We start from the raw sequence: 15,929 nt of genomic DNA, 5'->3' as shown, positions 1-15,929 counted from the left end.
CTACTGATTTATTTTTTAACTATTCACCATGGAGACTCACAAACAAGCGACAATGAAAAGGGGAGAATTCCTGAGAAGCCTGGGGTTAAGTACCTCGACGTTAATGGCATTTTATTGCATGGGAACCACGCTCACTTCGTGCGGGTCGAGCACCGACGACCCCAGTCCGGATACCGGAAGCGGAACGGGTACCGGCATTACAGGGACTACAACAGGAAGTGCGGTAAACTTTACGGTGGACCTGACGGTAGTCACCAAAATCGCGACAGCAGGCGGCTTCCAGGTAATTGGAGATACGATTGTTGCACACACCAATAGCGGTTCGTACGTAGCACTTTCAAAAACGTGTACCCACGAAGGTTCTACGATCGGTTTCAGGGCGGCCCAGAATGATTTTTTATGCCCCACTCATCAATCGGAATTTTCAACAACGGGAGCCGTGGAACAAGGTCCCGCAACCGTCGCGCTCAAAGCTTACAAAACTTCGCTCTCGGCCGACGGGAAAACGCTAACAGTTACCGCCTAATCTACGTTACGATGAAATTACTCCGCCTGGTAATACTATTACTGTGCCCAATCACCATGGTTTATGCGCAGGATGATTTATTAAATGAACTTTCCAAGCAGGACAGCGCCCAGAAAGTGCCGGTTACGGCAACTTTCAAATCGACCCGGGTTGTAAACGGCCACTCGGTTGAAACCATGAAGAAAAACCATATGGATTTCAGGATCTCGCACCGTTTTGGAAGGCTGAACTCGGGAGCCTACCAGTTTTTCGGGCTAGACCAAGCAACAATGAGAATGGGATTTGAATATGGACTCACCGACGATTTGATGATTGGGGTTGGCAGAAGCACGTCGCAGAAAGTATATGATTTTCTTGCAAAATATAAGCTGCTGAAACAGAGCTCAGGCGCAAAGTCGGTTCCATTTTCTGTCACGCTGTTCGGCAGCACGGCTATTGCGACTGTCAACAAAGAATTGGAGTTCCAGGATAAAATTACTTACTCCGCACAGGTACTCATTGCCAGAAAATTTGGGGAAAGATTATCCCTGCAATTGTCGCCTACGTATTTGCACCGCAATCATCCCGACGTTACCGGAGACGAAAAGATCCTGTTTGCGTTAGGATTCGGCGGACGGTATAAGCTTTCCAAACGGGTTTCACTGAACGGCGAATATTTTTACACCGCCCGTAAAAAGAACACGGCAACTGCTCCCTATTATGATTCTATGTCATTTGGTGTGGATATCGAGACCGGTGGCCACGTTTTTCAACTGCATTTCACCAATTCACTCGGAATGATTGAAAAACAGTTTATCGGCGAGACGACCGGCACCTGGGGTAAGGGCGATATTCATTATGGATTTAATCTTTCCAGGACATTCAGTTTTGATAAAAAGAATAAAAAAGTATCCAACTGATCAACTAACAAACTATGAAACGGCATCTTATTCACACGGTCCTGCTCACCGTGCTAAGTATCGCTTTGCACTCGGGTCACGTTTTGGCCCAGGGAGGCATGTTTTCGACTTCAAGCGGCAATACACGGTTTCTGTCTGTCACACCTTTGGAAAACGTGGATGCCCGGAACAATAAGTGTCAGGCTATCCTGAATACGGCCAACAATCAGCTCGCGATCCGGATGAATATGAGGGACTTTGATTTTCCCAATAAACTGATGCAGGAGCATTTTAACGAAAATTATATCGAGTCGGCTAAATATCCCACGGCAACGTTCAGCGGGACAATTGATAAAGCGCCTGATTATTCGAAAGACGGCGAATACGACGCTTCGGCGACCGGAAAATTTACGGTTCATGGCGTAACTAAAGAGCGTACGATTGCGGGAAAAATAAAAATTGAGGGAGGGAAAATTACGATTACCTCAGACTTTGAAGTGCCCTTGACGGATCATAAGATCGAAGTTCCGCAGGTGGTATTTGTAAAAATCGCGCAGGTGATAACCGTTAAAACACAATACGTATTGGTGCCGAAGAAATAATTGGGCGCAGACTTACCTATTCTGGAGACACCCGTCTTCAAGGCTTGGTAAGTCTAGCTACCTCCGTCTGCGGCGACGGGAGGAGCTCCGTCTGCGTGCAGGTTTCTTCCTGACAGCGGCTTTTTTAACTGCCGTTTTGCGTACCGGTTCCGCTACTTCCTCCGCTTCCGGATCTTCATCCGTGGTTACTGATTCAGCAGTTGGATGATTGGACGTTTTGCCCGTGTAGGGCAATTGGCTACCTGCGATTTGTTCGATATTGGAAGTGTTGTCGATCGCTCTTAACCGGAAGCTGTAAGAGTAAGTTTTGGCCGGCAGTAGATAGGCATCATGGACCCGGGGCGACCAGCTGTCGTCGCCGCCTAGTCCCATTTGGGCCAGATCGACATTTACTGTTGTAACATTCCCTCGTTCTAAGACAGATGCACGCTTTTTGGCAGCCAGCAATGCGCGCGCCGTATAATCATGTACGTTAAAGTTGAAAACAGAGTCGCTGATCACAAGAATACCGCTCCCTTCCTGGTTCGTGACTGCTGCCCAACGCACGTTTGTTTTGTTACCATTCTCCTGCGGCATCATGTATGGAAAATGCTGGTCGGCGACTGGCCCGCCATAAATTCCAATTTTGCCACTCGTTTTTCGGTCAGCATAAGTCTCGTGAGGGCCATTGCCGTACCATTGCGTTTTGTTGAAGGACGCAGGCATGCTGAACTGCATTCCGATCTTGGCAAGAGGCGGCCATTCGCCCGACGGGCTAAATGTGTTTTGAACATACACGTCGCCCGAGGTATACACCAGGTATTCTGTATGGACGTCCATTTCCCCCTTAGTGCTCCTTAATGTTTTGTCTAAAATGACTTTGTAAACCTGCGCAGTGACCCTCTGTGTCTTCATTTCAGAAGTTACCACTTCAAGGGTATCGAGGCTGGCATTCCTCCATTTCGAGGCATAGCTATTCGCACCGCCGCCCTCATCATTGTCCGTGGGGACACGCCAGAAATCAGGATATGGGCCGCTGTCGACCATTTCCTCTTTTTTGTTTTTAAAGGAAATAATCCGGCCAGCAGCTTTGTCAAAAGTGACTGAAAAGTCCTGGCCATGAATGGCCACCCTGCCTGAGCTGACCTGGGTGATGCGCAATGGTTTTTCTCCATATAAGCTAACCTGCGAGGCTTGCGGTACGGCTTTCAGCACCGGTACCTGTTGCCAGGCAATTTCAAAACCTTTTGCCGACCATATATTAGCGTCTTTTAATCTCAGACTTAGATTGAGAAAGTATTCCGCCTGGGGTTTTGGGCTGGCCGGCAGTTCGTAAGGAATTGTGACCAATTGTTTTTGTCCTGGCTGCGCATTGAGGTTTGTGATCGTACCCCCTTTTCCGATTACCTTTCCATTTTCCTGTACAGACCAGACCAGGTCGTACCCGTTTAAGGATTGGAAATCATAGGTATTGCGGATTGCAATTTGTTTTTCTCCGGCACGCAGGGTGTCCGGCGTTTCAAATTTTATAGATTGGTAAACTTTCTTTACTTCATTCAATTCAGGCTGAGGGGTACGGTCAGGGTTAACGAGCCCGTCACCCGCATTTGCGCCGTCTATGTAATTGAAATAGTCCCAATACGTACTGCCGTCGGTTTTTTTTAATTTGAGGCCCTGGTCAACCCAGTCCCAGATAAAGCCGCCCTGCATGGTTGGGTTTTTTTCAATAACCTCCCAATATTCTTTCAGGTTACCGATGCTGTTACCCATTCCGTGGGCATATTCGCAAACAATCAACGGCCTGGTCTTGTCCTTTTTCACAAGGTCCAGCATATCCTGCGTGGACGGATACATGACGGATATGATATCAAAATTGCTCAGCGTGGTAGGCCTATAATCTTTTCGTCCTTCGTAATGAATAGGCCGGGTAGGGTCGGCCAAATGTATAAAATCGCCCATAGCCGTAAAATTTTCACCCATTCCCGACTCATTTCCCAATGACCAGATGATCACCGAAGGATGGTTCTTGTCCCGCTCGATCATGGCATTTCCCCTGGCAAGAAAGGCGGCCCGCCATTGCGGATTGTCGGCCAGGATTACACCTTTGCTCCAAAGCTCATGGCTTTCGATGTTTGCCTCATCCACCACATACAAACCATATTGGTCGCATAAGTCGTACCATTCTGATGTATTGGGATAATGGGACGTCCGGACCGCATTGATATTATTTTGCTTCATTAGGGTAATGTCCCTGACCATTAATTCGCGGCTGATCACCCTGCCGGTTTCAGGATCAAATTCATGTCGGTTAACCCCCTTGATCGTGATGGCCCTGCCGTTGACGAGCAATTGTCCGTTCCTGATTTTTACATCTCTGAAACCTACTTTCTGGCTCGTCGCCTCCAGCACCTTGCCGTCAGAATTCATAAGCTGCACCGTCAGCGTGTACAGATAAGGATTTTCTGCATTCCACTTGACAGGGTTAGGGACCGGAACCTCGACCCTTACGGATCCTTCCTTGCCCACTTCCAGCGTGCTGACCATTTGGCTTACAGGTGTCACCACAACCGCTTTATTAGCATCGTACAGCGTGAACAACACCTGGTGTGCATGGATGGGCTGCGTGTTGAAGTTTTTTACGTAAGCGCTCAGCTTAAGGGTAGCATGCTCATGATTGGCATCCAAAGTCGTTCTGACGGAGACATCGGTCAGGATTACTTTGGGCAATAGCAATAAATTGACGTCCCTGAAAATTCCGGAAAGCCGCCAGAAGTCCTGATCTTCCAGGTAACTGCCGTCGGACCAATTGATGACTTCGACAGCCAATAAATTAAGTCCCGGCTTTGCATCTTCTGTAATATCGAATTCAAAAGGCGTCATGCCGTCCTCGTGGTAGCCGATCGCAACACCATTCAGCCAGACATAGCAGGCGGATTGCACTCCCGCGAACCTCAGGAAAACCTGTTTGTCTTTTACATCTTCGGAAAGGGTGAATGTGGTCCGGTACATACCCACTGCATTGGTATCGGCAGTGATCCTGGGGGGTGTTGCTTTAAACGGGTGCTGGATGTTTGTGAAAATCGGCCTGTCGTAACTCCGTCCCTCCCGGGCGCCAAATACCTGCCAGTTGGAAGGTACCGGTATATTTTCCCAATTGGCGTCGGAAATTTTCGGATCGAAGAAATTGAGCTGGGCCCTGGATGGATGAGAAGCCCATTTGAATTTCCAGCTCCCATTGAGGGATTGTACAAAGGGCGTCTTTTTGTCCCCCGTTAAGGCGCCTTTTTCAGTAGCATAGGGAATGAAATCAGCGTGCGGCTTCTCGGTATTGATACTGATCACCTGCGGGTCCTGCCACTCGGGAATTGCTTGTGCGTGTGCATAATTGACAAAACCTATCAGTGTAAGTCCCAGAAAAAGAAGACTATAACGATTGGGAAAAAGCATATAAATGTATGTGAATAGATACAGGCCGGTTTGTTAAAAGCGCAGATGCGACGGCTCGGGTTATTTTTTGTTAAAATTATAGATTATCAAAAAAGAAACAGATGTAAATGAAGGATGCAATGAAGTTTTATTTGAATAATGCCTTTAATTTGCCCCCGGATGTAAATTGAAAGTTATGCTTCTAGCAGTCGATGTTGGCAATACAGATACCGTTTTTGGGCTTTACCAATCAGAAAATTGGGATTATATCTGGCGGACGCGCTCGCTTGTACAGGAAAATGAAATCCATTACGAATCTAAGCTCAGGCTGCATTTTCTGGAAGCTGGGCTTTGGTTCGGAGATATGGAGACGGTTGTGCTGAGCAGCGTTGTTCCTGCACTCACGCCAATCATAACAAGAATGCTCCGGTCGCTGTTTGGGGATGATATTATTGTGGTCGGTCCTGAGATCTATCCGGCCCTCGACATAGCCATTGACCATCCGCACGAAATTGGTGCCGATCTGATTGCCAACGCGGTAGCGGTATCCAACCGGTATAAACAGAATTGCGTCGTTGTCGATTTCGGCACAGCACTGACATTTACGACCGTTTCCAAAGACAGTAAAATACTGGGAGTTGCAATATTGCCGGGCCTGGTTACTGCTGTAAAAGCGCTATTTGCCAATACAGCCCAGTTGCCCGAAGTTCCGCTTCAGCTGCCGCCCACGGCGATAGGGCGTAATACAACGGAGGCTATACAGGCGGGTATTTTGCTTGGATATGAAGGTTTGGTCAAATCCCTGTTAACCCGTATCCGTGCCGAGCTTGGTGGTGAGTGTATTGCCGTGGCTACCGGCGGCTTATCATCGATCATCGAAACACTCAAAGACGAGTTTGTTGAAATTGACCAGCGCCTCACATTGGACGGCCTACGGATCATTGGAGAGAGTATCAATGCCTAGCCTGCAAAACGGCCCCCTTCAATGAGGGGGAATCCGGTTACCGGCTGGTTGTATAGATAGGTCCAGCAAGTTACTTCAGTGCCAATTACTGTCTTTACCGGAATTATTTTCCGCAGGTAAATACTTGCAGCTTCGTCTTCCATAACGTCTTCGTATTCATCCAGCTCTTTCAGTATTTCAAGAGAGGTCAGTTGATATATTTCACCATGCACTTCTGATTGGGCCGATAGGTCATAAACCGCACCCGGGTACCAACTTACGCGATACAGATAGCCGTTGAAGCACCCCTCTCCCTCGAAGCGGGCGGACAAGCTGAGCTTTTCTGCAAACAGATTGGTAAATCCGCGCATCAAGGTTCCGTATACAAATAAACAGGCTGGGGCCGGGGTCATGATTTTAGCATAAAAAATCGTGTTACTTCAATATTAGGTTTTAGAACTTTTCCATTCTGAAACCATAACTCAATTAAATGTAGTTATATGGTAGTGTATTTTTCTTATATTTACAAGTAAAGCTTTTCATCTTACCCATTAAAGTTATGTACGAAAAGAATCTTGGTACAAAACAAAAAGCATTAAGGATTAACCTGGATCGCGCGATTTACGGTTCTTTCGCTGAAATTGGGGCTGGCCAGGAAACGGCTGCCTACTTTTTTAAGGCAGGTGGTGCTTCGGGAACGGTTGCGAAAACAATGTCGGCCTACGACATGACCTTCAGTGATGCGATATATGGAACGGAAGAGGGAGGCAGGTATGTGGTGGAATCCCGTCTCATGAAAATGCTCAACCGGGAATATAACCTGGTCGAAAAAAGACTCTCAGAGAAGCGTGGAGAGGACAGCCAGTTCTTTGCTTTTGCTAATACAGTAGTTGCCCTTAACTTTCAGAAAACCAATGAATCCCACGGTTGGATCGGCCTGCAATTCCAGCTTACGCCCATGGGGCCTACGAACTATGTGGTGATCCATGTCAGGATGCGGGACGACGAGAATATTCTACAGCAACAGGCATTGGGTATCATTGGTGTGAACCTGATGTATGGCTGCTTTTTCTACTACAAATCCCCGGAAATTCTTTTGCTGTCCTTGATGGACGATCTGACGACGGATCGAATTGAGATCGACATGGTCCGTTTCAGCGGGCCGGATTTTGCAAAAGTGGACAACCGGCTGATGAGCCTTCGTCTGGTGAAAAACGGTTTTACGGACGCGGCGCTTTTCGGAAGCGACGGCGGCGTTTTGCAGCCTTCCGAAGCATTATACAAAAAGCACATCCTGATGATGCGCGGCCGTTTGAGACCAATTACCAACGTGCATATTGACCTGATCAGCAACGGGCAGAAACAGTTTCTTGCAGAGCCGGATGTGGACGAGTCTAAAGTGGTGCTGATCTCAGAACTGACATTGCATAACCTCAAAGCCGGTGACCGTGATATCGACGAAAAGGATTTTCTCGACAGGGTAGACATCCTTTGTTCGCTTGGGCATATGGTGATGATCTCCAATCATCATGAATATTACCGTCTGGTGGCTTATTTATCCAGGTTAACCAAGCTTAAAGCCGGGCTTTTACTGGGCAGTCCCAGTTTGCAGGATATTTTTGAAGAGAAACACTATGAATTTCTTCCCGGGGGTATCCTCGAATCCTTTGCTACGCTTTTCAGTAGAAAAGTGAAGCTTTTTATATACCCGACGCTACAGCCTGACGGTTCGGTTTACAGTTGCGAAAACTTTGTTGTCCCGGACCATTTGCGCCCGCTGTTCCAGTACCTGATCATCAATGATAAAATTGAAGATATCAGGAACTACAACAAAGAGAGAATGCATATCACGACCGACTATGTGCTGGAAAAAATCAAAAGAGGCGAGCCTGGTTGGGAAGATCTCGTTCCGGAAAACGTCGCTAAGATGATCAAGGAAAAGTCGCTTTTCGGGCTGCCTAACGAAGATAATTACGTGGATACGGTGACGCAGATCCATCAGGCGGTTGGAAATCTTTAAGTTTTAGTGCCACGAATACGCGAATGCGCGAAAGCTGTCGAGTTCATTCACTGCTGCCGTGACCGTGTATTCGTGGCTAATTTTTTGGAGTCGCCCCAACCTTCTTCCGAAACTTCTTGAAAGAAATCTTCAATTCTACTTCTGAATTCAAAAAATATAGCTCTTCATAGTACTAAAGCATCGCTAAGTAGTACTTTTTAGTAAGGGCCGAATAAGGGAAGATCGTGCTGATGTCGTCTACCTGATTGCCTTCAAACTGTTTCCTCATCTGGCGCAAATACCTTAACCTTAATCCTATGGAAAAATCAAACGAAGTCTCAAGAAGGGATTTTATTAAAAACTCGACCAGTGCGGCCGTGGCACTATCGATTCCCTACATCATACCTGCCAGCGCATTTGGCGCGAATGACAAGGTTCGCGTGGCCGTTTTAGGCGTGAATGGTCGCGGCCAATCCCACATTGCAGGATTTAATAACCTGGTAAATGTAGAGGTAGCTACACTTTGCGATCCCGATAACAATATCCTACAGACCAGGGCCAAAGAGTTTGAAACGAAAACTGGCAAAAAAGTAGAGACCGAAAATGACCTTCGTAAAGTATTTGAGGATAAATCTATCGACGTAGTCAGTATAGCAACACCCAATCACTGGCATGCACTTGCTACGATATGGGCTTGTCAGGCTGGTAAAGATGTTTATGTTGAAAAACCAGGCTCCCATAACTTGCACGAAGGCCGTAAAATGATTGAGGCCGCCCATAAGTATAAAAGAATTGTACAGCACGGTGTGCAGCTGCGAAGTTCGGAGGCATTAAAAGAAGCTGTAAAGCATCTGCGCGATGGCTTGATTGGCAACGTTTACATGGCGAGGGGATTGGTTTATAAATGGAGGCCGGATATCGGTGACAGAGGTACCGAGCCAGTTCCTGCCGGTTTGAACTACGATTTATGGACTGGCCCGGCTGAAATGAAGCCTTTTTCTAAAAATTATGTTCACTATGATTGGCATTGGCATTGGAACTATGGTAATGGCGACATCGGCAACCAGGGAATTCACGAAACGGATATGTGTATGTGGGGATTGGGGGTCGAAAGTTTTCCCGAAAAGATTACTTCTTCAGGCGGCAAGTTCCTTTGGAACGATGCCAAGGAAACGCCTGAGGTGCTGAGTTCTTCATTTATTTATCCAAAAGAGAAAAAGATCATCGAGTTTGAAGTTCGGCCCTGGATGACAAACGATGAAGGCGGGACGGGCATTGGGAATATTTTCTATGGTTCGGAAGGATATATGGTGGTGAAAGGCTATGATTTTTACGAGACTTTTCTGGGAAAAGACAAAAAGGCGGGCCCTACGCGCAAAGCCGGTGGCGATCACTTCAAAAACTTTATTGATGCGGTGGTAGCAAGAGATCCGAAAATATTAAACGGCCCGGTTGAAACCGCGCATTTATCGTCGGGCTTGGCCCATTTGGGAAATATCGCATACCGCACCGGCAGGGCACTGACATTTGACCCTAAGGCTGAGAAGTTTGTAGGTGATGATGAGGCGAATAAATTGCTCACCAGAAAGTATCGTTCTCCTTATTCACTACCGGGGGTGGTTTAAGCGTTTTAGAATGACCTTTTTTAAGTTCTCTTTATGAGAACTTTTTATAGTCACACACTTATCATGAAAGTGCACCAGTGATTTGCAAACTTGCTGATCATTTCAAATTGTGGCAGCAGGCTTTCAATCGCCCGTATAAACTTGTGTCCGATTGTCCGATGTATCACAGGAAGCAGTTTTGAGCTGATTATTGACTAAAAGAGAAGCCCCTGCAAACATTCCGTTTGCAGGGGCTTCTCTTTTTATTGTCTTATTTTTAAAGAGTCGAAAAATCGAACGTTTCCAGATACTTGGTAGTGAAGTTTCCTGATTTGAAACCAGGATCGTCCATTAACTTGATGTGGAAAGGAATGGTGGTTTTGATGCCCTCAATCACAAATTCCTGCAAAGCGCGCTTCATACGGGTAATTACTTCTTCTCTCGACTGGCCGCTTACAATGAGCTTGGCAATCATGGAATCATAATTAGGTGGGATGGTGTAGCCGCTGTAAACGTGGCTGTCAATCCGAATGCCATGTCCGCCAGGGAAGTGCAGATTTGTAATTTTTCCGGGAGCCGGCCTGAAATTATTGGCAGGATCTTCGGCATTGATCCGGCATTCCATTGCGAAAAGCTTGGGAGTATAATTTTGTCCTGAGATAGGTTCTCCAGCTGCCACTTTGATCTGCTCTTTAATCAAATCAAAATCAGTAACCTCTTCAGTTATAGGATGTTCCACCTGGATACGGGTGTTCATTTCCATGAAGAAGAAGTCGCCATGCTTGTCCACCAGAAATTCAATCGTTCCGGCACCTTCATAACCAATGGCCTGTGCACCTTTAATTGCAGCAGCACCCATTTTTTCACGAAGCTGTGGGGTAATAATCGGAGAGGGAGTTTCTTCAACCAGTTTCTGGTGACGACGCTGGATGGAGCAGTCGCGCTCAGATAAATGGCACACCTTGCCAAACTGGTCACCAATGATCTGAATTTCAATATGACGGGGCTCCTCTACGAATTTTTCAAGATATAAACCATCGTTGCCAAATGCAGCGGCAGATTCCGTCCGGGCATCGTTCCATGCCTTTTCAAATTCCTCCGGCTTATTGATGATCCGCATACCGCGCCCGCCGCCGCCTGCGGTTGCTTTGATGATAACGGGGTAACCAATTCCTTCCGCCAGCTTTTTACCATGTTCGATGGAATCCAGAAGGCCCTCTGAGCCTGGTACCACGGGTACACCGGCCGCGATCATCGTCGCTTTGGCGGTTGCCTTATCGCCCATTCCGTTAATCTGGGTAGCGGTAGCTCCAATGAACTTGATGCCGTAATCGGCGCATATCTGTGAAAACTCAGCGTTTTCAGACAAAAATCCGTAACCAGGGTGAATAGCATCCGCTCCAGTGACTTCCGCCGCTGAAATAATATTTTGGATACTTAGGTAAGATTGTCGGCTCGGCGGAGGACCAATACAAACGGCCTCATCTGCAAATCGAACATGGAGGCTATCCCTGTCGGCTGTAGAGTATACAGCAACAGTTTTAATCCCCATTTCGCGACAGGTCCTGATAACACGCAAGGCGATTTCGCCCCGGTTTGCAATGAGTATCTTTTTAAACATGAAGGTCAATTTGGTTTTACAGATCGTCCGTTACCTTAGGCAGGCTCAACGAGGAATAGGGGCTGGTCAAATTCTACTGGTGTAGCGTTTTCAACCAATACTTTGACGATTTTTCCTGAAATTTCAGACTCGATTTCGTTAAAGAGTTTCATTGCCTCAATGACGCATACCACCTTTCCTGGTTTGATCTCATCACCCACACTTGCGAAAGAAGGCGTTTCGGGACTTGATGCGCGGTAAAAAGTGCCGATCATCGGAGACTTGATCGTTACCAGGTTCTGGGAAGCTGGTTCGCTGGAGACCGTTGGTTGAGAAGTACTTGCTGCCTGGGTAACAGGTGTAGTAGGTACAGGTGGCGCAAAAGAAGGAGCAGGAGTAACTGAGGCCGCCGAGGAAGTTGTGGCAACAGGGGCTGAGCCATAACGCTTCACCTTTATTTTCAAATCTGCCGTTTCAATATTCACTTCATCTAAGCCGGACTGGGCAATGAAGTCAATCAGTTTTTGGATTTCTTTGGTTTCCATTTATTCAAATTTAAAACTGTGGTGGCTGACCCGTTAACGGCTTACTTATAAGCATTTGAGGAGGGTCATTTACCTCTCACAGAAAACAAAAATTAAGATTTTACTCTCTCTACGTAGTCGTAGGTGCGGGTATCGACTTTGATTTTCTGGCCTTCTTCAATGAACAACGGCACCATGATTCTTGCGCCGGTTTCTACTTCAATAGCCTTTTTAGGAGAGTTGGCCGTGTCGCCTTTTAGGCCAGGTTCAGAATAGGTAACTTCTAATTCAACAAATGGAGGAAGCTCGCAAAGTAAAGCGGAATCGTTCTCAGTATTGATCAAAATCTCTACTTCCTGGCCTTCCTTCATCAAATCGGCATTCGTAACCAATTTCTCATCGATCAAGACCTGGTCAAAGGTTTCGGCATTCATGAAGTTATAGCCTACTTCGTCCTTATATAAATATTGAAATTTGTGTCTTTCAACGCGTACAGGTGTGATACCTGCCCCGGAAGAGAAAGTATTGTCCAATACTTTTCCCGAGGTAAGGCTTTTCAGTTTGGTGCGGACAAATGCATTGCCTTTGCCTGGTTTAACATGCTGAAATTCAATTACCTGAAACAGATCATGGTTGAAGTTTATTACCAGTCCGTTACGCAAATCTGCAGTAGTTGCCATTTTTAGTCAGTAAAATTTAATAAAAGCCTTCAATCAATGAGTTGCCTCAGTAAGCCCATTTAAGATAAATAGAGCCCCAGGTAAATCCTCCCCCGAAAGCAGCCAGAATAAGATTGTCGCCTTTTTTAAGTTGTGATTCATAATCCCATAAACATAAGGGAATAGTCGCAGCTGTGGTATTACCGTATTTCTGGATGTTGACCATCACTTTATCCATGCCAACGCCCATTCGGTTGGCAGTAGCTTCTATGATCCGGCGATTTGCCTGATGCGGCACCAGCCATGCAACATCGCTACCCTTGAGTCCATTTCTTTCCATAATTTCGGCGGAAACGTCTGCCATATTCGTTACAGCAAACTTAAAGACCTGTGCCCCGTCCTGGTAAACAAAATGCTGCCGATTTTCAACTGTTTCGCGGGTGGGTGGATAGCGGCTACCGCCTGCTTTCTGGTTCAGGTAAGGATATCCTGCACCATCGGATTTGATGATCGAATCGAGGATTCCATTGCCTTGGGTATCCGGTTCCAATAACACAGCTCCTGCTCCGTCCCCAAATAGGATACAGGTTTTTCGATCCGTATAATCTACAATTGCGGACATTTTATCCGAACCTACGACAATGATCTTCTTATATTTTCCGGTCTCGATAAACTGGGAGCCTAGGGTAAGGGCATACAAAAAACCAGAGCAGGCGGCCTGTATATCAAAGCTTCCTACGTTCCGGATCCCAACCATGTCACAGATGAGATTCGCGGTACACGGAAAAACAAAATCGGGTGTGGTTGTTGCGCAAATCAGCAGATCAATATCTCCGGCACTAGTGTTGGTTTTGGCGAGCAATCCCTTCACAGCTTCAGCACCCATATGTGAACTCCCTAAACCTTCCCCTTTCAGAATACGCCTTTCTTTAATACCGGTGCGACTTACGATCCACTCGTCATTTGTCGCTACCATTGTTTCCAACTCGGCATTTGTCAAAATATAATCAGGCACATACCCTTGTATTCCTGTTATGGAGGCTTTTATATGGGTCATGATAAAATTAACTATTCAAAATCCGAATAGGTTTTGGTAAAATAGACAGTATCGATTTATGCATGTGGTTGTCTGTATCCGGATTAATTCAATGCTTGTGCAATATGTAAATAAGCCTTGGCTTTCACTTGCTTGTAAGCCCATCCAATCATATTCTTGATAGCAAGGGGCGAAGAGATTCCATGCGCGATCATGACATTACCGTTCACGCCGATAATGGAACTTCCTCCAATAGATTCGTAATTAGTCTGGTCAATAAAATCGTCCTGAAAACCTCGTTTCTTCGAAATTTCGTAAAGAGACTCTCCCAATTTGAAGAGAATGTTACCCGTAAAACCGTCGGTAACGATTACGTCAGCTTTGTTGGTAAAGAGATCTTTGCCTTCAATGTTGCCAATAAAGTTGATTCGCTTGTTTTGTTTAAGAAGGGGGAACGTAGCCTGCGAAGTGAGGGATCCTTTTTGCTCTTCCTCACCAATGTTCATAAGCGCAACGCGTGGCCTGTCGATCTGGAATGTATATTGGGCAAATAGGGAGCCTATTTCACCAAACTGGGCAAGCACTTCTGGTTTGCAATCTGCATTCGCTCCAATGTCGAGCATAATTGCGTATCCTCCACCCACTTGCGGCACAAACCCTGCAATGGCCGGCCGTAAAATTCCTTCTATTGCCTTAATGCTAAAAAGAGCTCCTACATGCATAGCCCCGGTGTTGCCAGCACTACAGAAAATATCTACTTCTTTTTCTTTCAAAAGCTTGAAGCCAACGCCGATACTGGAATTGGGTTTTTGAGAAAGGGCCTTGGTAGGATGCTCCCCCATCTCAATAACATCTTCTGCGTGAACGACGTCAACATTAGTAGGAGTGAAATTGTTTTGGTTGAATATGTCCCAAATTGCACTTTCACGGCCAATCAAAACGATTCTCGCCTCGGATGGTAGTTCAGAAGCGGCCTGGATGACCCCTTCAACAATTGCCTGTGGAGCTAAATCTCCCCCCATAGCATCTACCGCAATTTTCATTTACACGCTGTTATTTTAGACTAATAAGTTAGAAATCGAAGGTGTAAATTTAGCAGATGTGCCGCAGTAAAAAAGAATTTCGCAACAACTTTTATAGGGCTGCTGCGAAATTGATATCTCCATCGACTGAAACTAAACTGTTTTGGTGTAGTTTTCAACCACCACTTTTCCTCTGTAAACGAGGTTACCTTCGTGAACGTGAGCGCGGTGTAATTGGTGAATTTCTCCTGTCGAAGAATCTGTACCTAATTGCTTTCCGGTAAGGAAGTCATGTGCTCTGCGAGTATCGCGACGAGTAGTGGAATGTCTCCGCTTAGGATGTGCCATGATGCTTTATGTCTATTGTTTATATTTTATTACTATATGATATCCATCGGCTTTAGCCGACTTTACTCTTGCTTCCGTTGGCTGAAGCCGAACGGCATTAAAATTCATTTTTCAATTCCCGTCGGTTTCAACCGACGGCGGGCATTCATTCACCCTTCAATTTTTTCAATGCCTCCCACCTCGGATCGATCTTCTCTTCTTCCTCACTTTCAAGATCGTCTATGTCTCCGGAAGAGTATACTAAAATGCCTTCTTCGTCATCTTCGATCAGATCCAGCTCGTCGTCCTCTGTTCTGAGGTCCGGGTGTATTTTTTTAACAGGAAGAGATAGCGCGATAAAATCGAAAATGTACCGTGCTATGTTAATTCTATTGGTATTCCTGTTGATAATCTCAATTTCGTCCGTAAGCTCCTCATTGTGATCCCCGAATTTCAGGATAATCCTTTCATTCGAATCAATTGGCTCCTCGAAAGGTTCCAGACTGCGGTCACAAATCAAAGTTACGCTCCCTTTGGTCTCGAAATGAAGCTGGATCATGGTGGCCGATTTGTTCAGGACAACATGTGTTTTGAAGTGTCCGTGTTCGATCAGGTCTTGTTCCAGTTCTTCAAAAAAGGCATCGCCAGATTCCATGTCATAGTCATACTGTTTGTCTTCCAAACCGTAAATGTCTATGTTGTATTTACTTAGCTCTTTCACTTTTTCTGTCAAAAGGACTGCAAAGGTAATGTCTTTCAAATTAATAAAAAAACGAAGAAACGAATTTTATTGATAGCAATGCT

General features: G+C 46.0%; 15 protein-coding genes. 6 read left to right on the top strand and 9 right to left on the bottom strand.

Going from position 1 to position 15,929, the window contains the following annotated elements:
- The first annotated feature begins 52 nt into the window (after positions 1-52).
- Genes AC1XUF_RS24835 through AC1XUF_RS24825 form a run of 3 tightly spaced genes read left to right on the top strand, consistent with a single transcriptional unit; the run spans position 53 to position 2,006 of the window.
- Entirely contained in the window at positions 53-526 is a 474-nt protein-coding gene (locus AC1XUF_RS24835; protein WP_483344555.1) for a QcrA and Rieske domain-containing protein, read from the top strand.
- 11 nt (positions 527-537) lie between these two features.
- Complete coding sequence (locus AC1XUF_RS24830; RefSeq protein ID WP_483344554.1) at positions 538-1,425, top strand: DUF5777 family beta-barrel protein; 888 nt, start codon at positions 538-540, stop codon at positions 1,423-1,425.
- 14 nt (positions 1,426-1,439) lie between these two features.
- Positions 1,440-2,006: a YceI family protein gene (locus AC1XUF_RS24825; RefSeq protein WP_483344553.1), complete on the top strand. Its 567-nt coding sequence runs from the start codon at positions 1,440-1,442 to the stop codon at positions 2,004-2,006.
- Positions 2,007-2,063: 57 nt separating this feature from the next.
- On the opposite strand, the gene lacZ is transcribed toward AC1XUF_RS24825, so the two are convergent.
- Positions 2,064-5,432 carry a beta-galactosidase, LacZ type gene (lacZ, locus tag AC1XUF_RS24820; protein ID WP_483344552.1) on the bottom strand — a complete coding sequence of 1,123 codons (3,369 nt, stop codon included), beginning with the start codon at positions 5,430-5,432 and terminating at the stop codon, positions 2,064-2,066.
- A gap of 175 nt (positions 5,433-5,607) precedes the next feature.
- On the opposite strand from lacZ, the gene AC1XUF_RS24815 reads away from it, so the two are divergent.
- Positions 5,608-6,375 carry a type III pantothenate kinase gene (locus AC1XUF_RS24815; protein ID WP_483344551.1) on the top strand — a complete coding sequence of 256 codons (768 nt, stop codon included), beginning with the start codon at positions 5,608-5,610 and terminating at the stop codon, positions 6,373-6,375.
- Here the strand turns inward: AC1XUF_RS24815 and AC1XUF_RS24810 are convergent.
- Entirely contained in the window at positions 6,372-6,767 is a 396-nt protein-coding gene (locus tag AC1XUF_RS24810; RefSeq protein WP_483344550.1) for a gamma-glutamylcyclotransferase family protein, read from the bottom strand. The two genes, AC1XUF_RS24815 and AC1XUF_RS24810, sit on opposite strands and share 4 nt — an antisense overlap.
- Before the next feature lie 146 nt (positions 6,768-6,913).
- Between AC1XUF_RS24810 and AC1XUF_RS24805 the strand changes: the two genes are divergently transcribed.
- Positions 6,914-8,374, top strand: coding sequence for a TonB-dependent receptor (locus AC1XUF_RS24805; RefSeq protein ID WP_483344549.1), 1,461 nt, complete (start codon positions 6,914-6,916; stop codon positions 8,372-8,374).
- A 296-nt stretch (positions 8,375-8,670) separates the two neighbouring features.
- Positions 8,671-9,978, top strand: a complete 1,308-nt coding sequence (locus tag AC1XUF_RS24800; RefSeq protein WP_483344548.1) for a Gfo/Idh/MocA family protein — start codon at positions 8,671-8,673, stop codon at positions 9,976-9,978.
- A 256-nt stretch (positions 9,979-10,234) separates the two neighbouring features.
- On the opposite strand, the gene accC is transcribed toward AC1XUF_RS24800, so the two are convergent.
- From accC to AC1XUF_RS24765, 7 genes are all read right to left on the bottom strand, one after another.
- Positions 10,235-11,578 (bottom strand): acetyl-CoA carboxylase biotin carboxylase subunit, encoded by a 1,344-nt coding sequence (gene accC, locus AC1XUF_RS24795; protein WP_483344547.1) that lies wholly within the window; start codon positions 11,576-11,578, stop codon positions 10,235-10,237.
- 35 nt (positions 11,579-11,613) lie between these two features.
- Positions 11,614-12,102: an acetyl-CoA carboxylase biotin carboxyl carrier protein gene (gene accB / locus AC1XUF_RS24790; protein ID WP_483344546.1), complete on the bottom strand. Its 489-nt coding sequence runs from the start codon at positions 12,100-12,102 to the stop codon at positions 11,614-11,616.
- A 92-nt stretch (positions 12,103-12,194) separates the two neighbouring features.
- Positions 12,195-12,761, bottom strand: a complete 567-nt coding sequence (gene efp, locus AC1XUF_RS24785) for an elongation factor P (protein ID WP_149640315.1) — start codon at positions 12,759-12,761, stop codon at positions 12,195-12,197.
- 46 nt (positions 12,762-12,807) lie between these two features.
- Entirely contained in the window at positions 12,808-13,797 is a 990-nt protein-coding gene (locus tag AC1XUF_RS24780) for a beta-ketoacyl-ACP synthase III (RefSeq protein ID WP_483344545.1), read from the bottom strand.
- A gap of 83 nt (positions 13,798-13,880) precedes the next feature.
- Positions 13,881-14,819 carry a phosphate acyltransferase PlsX gene (plsX, locus tag AC1XUF_RS24775; RefSeq protein WP_483344544.1) on the bottom strand — a complete coding sequence of 313 codons (939 nt, stop codon included), beginning with the start codon at positions 14,817-14,819 and terminating at the stop codon, positions 13,881-13,883.
- A gap of 132 nt (positions 14,820-14,951) precedes the next feature.
- Positions 14,952-15,146, bottom strand: coding sequence for a 50S ribosomal protein L32 (gene rpmF, locus AC1XUF_RS24770; protein WP_215234912.1), 195 nt, complete (start codon positions 15,144-15,146; stop codon positions 14,952-14,954).
- A gap of 145 nt (positions 15,147-15,291) precedes the next feature.
- Entirely contained in the window at positions 15,292-15,885 is a 594-nt protein-coding gene (locus AC1XUF_RS24765; protein ID WP_483344543.1) for a YceD family protein, read from the bottom strand.
- Between the last annotated feature and the right edge of the window lie 44 nt (positions 15,886-15,929).

The sequence above is a fragment of the Dyadobacter sp. HNCC25DJ185 genome (genome assembly GCF_056895195.1).
This window is presented reverse-complemented; position numbering and strand designations above follow the sequence as displayed.

What these genes read in the sequence shown, in the direction of transcription:
- AC1XUF_RS24800 (WP_483344548.1), top strand. Translation starts at nt 8,671, where the DNA reads ATGGAAAAATCAAACGAAGTCTCAAGAAGGGATTTTATTAAAAACTCG.
- AC1XUF_RS24835 (WP_483344555.1), top strand. Translation starts at nt 53, where the DNA reads ATGAAAAGGGGAGAATTCCTGAGAAGCCTGGGGTTAAGTACCTCGACG.
- AC1XUF_RS24780 (WP_483344545.1), bottom strand. Translation starts at nt 13,797, where the DNA reads ATGACCCATATAAAAGCCTCCATAACAGGAATACAAGGGTATGTGCCT.
- accB (WP_483344546.1), bottom strand. Translation starts at nt 12,102, where the DNA reads ATGGAAACCAAAGAAATCCAAAAACTGATTGACTTCATTGCCCAGTCC.
- AC1XUF_RS24810 (WP_483344550.1), bottom strand. Translation starts at nt 6,767, where the DNA reads ATGACCCCGGCCCCAGCCTGTTTATTTGTATACGGAACCTTGATGCGC.
- accC (WP_483344547.1), bottom strand. Translation starts at nt 11,578, where the DNA reads ATGTTTAAAAAGATACTCATTGCAAACCGGGGCGAAATCGCCTTGCGT.
- lacZ (WP_483344552.1), bottom strand. Translation starts at nt 5,432, where the DNA reads ATGCTTTTTCCCAATCGTTATAGTCTTCTTTTTCTGGGACTTACACTG.
- AC1XUF_RS24825 (WP_483344553.1), top strand. Translation starts at nt 1,440, where the DNA reads ATGAAACGGCATCTTATTCACACGGTCCTGCTCACCGTGCTAAGTATC.
- AC1XUF_RS24805 (WP_483344549.1), top strand. Translation starts at nt 6,914, where the DNA reads ATGTACGAAAAGAATCTTGGTACAAAACAAAAAGCATTAAGGATTAAC.
- rpmF (WP_215234912.1), bottom strand. Translation starts at nt 15,146, where the DNA reads ATGGCACATCCTAAGCGGAGACATTCCACTACTCGTCGCGATACTCGC.
- AC1XUF_RS24830 (WP_483344554.1), top strand. Translation starts at nt 538, where the DNA reads ATGAAATTACTCCGCCTGGTAATACTATTACTGTGCCCAATCACCATG.
- efp (WP_149640315.1), bottom strand. Translation starts at nt 12,761, where the DNA reads ATGGCAACTACTGCAGATTTGCGTAACGGACTGGTAATAAACTTCAAC.
- plsX (WP_483344544.1), bottom strand. Translation starts at nt 14,819, where the DNA reads ATGAAAATTGCGGTAGATGCTATGGGGGGAGATTTAGCTCCACAGGCA.
- AC1XUF_RS24815 (WP_483344551.1), top strand. Translation starts at nt 5,608, where the DNA reads ATGCTTCTAGCAGTCGATGTTGGCAATACAGATACCGTTTTTGGGCTT.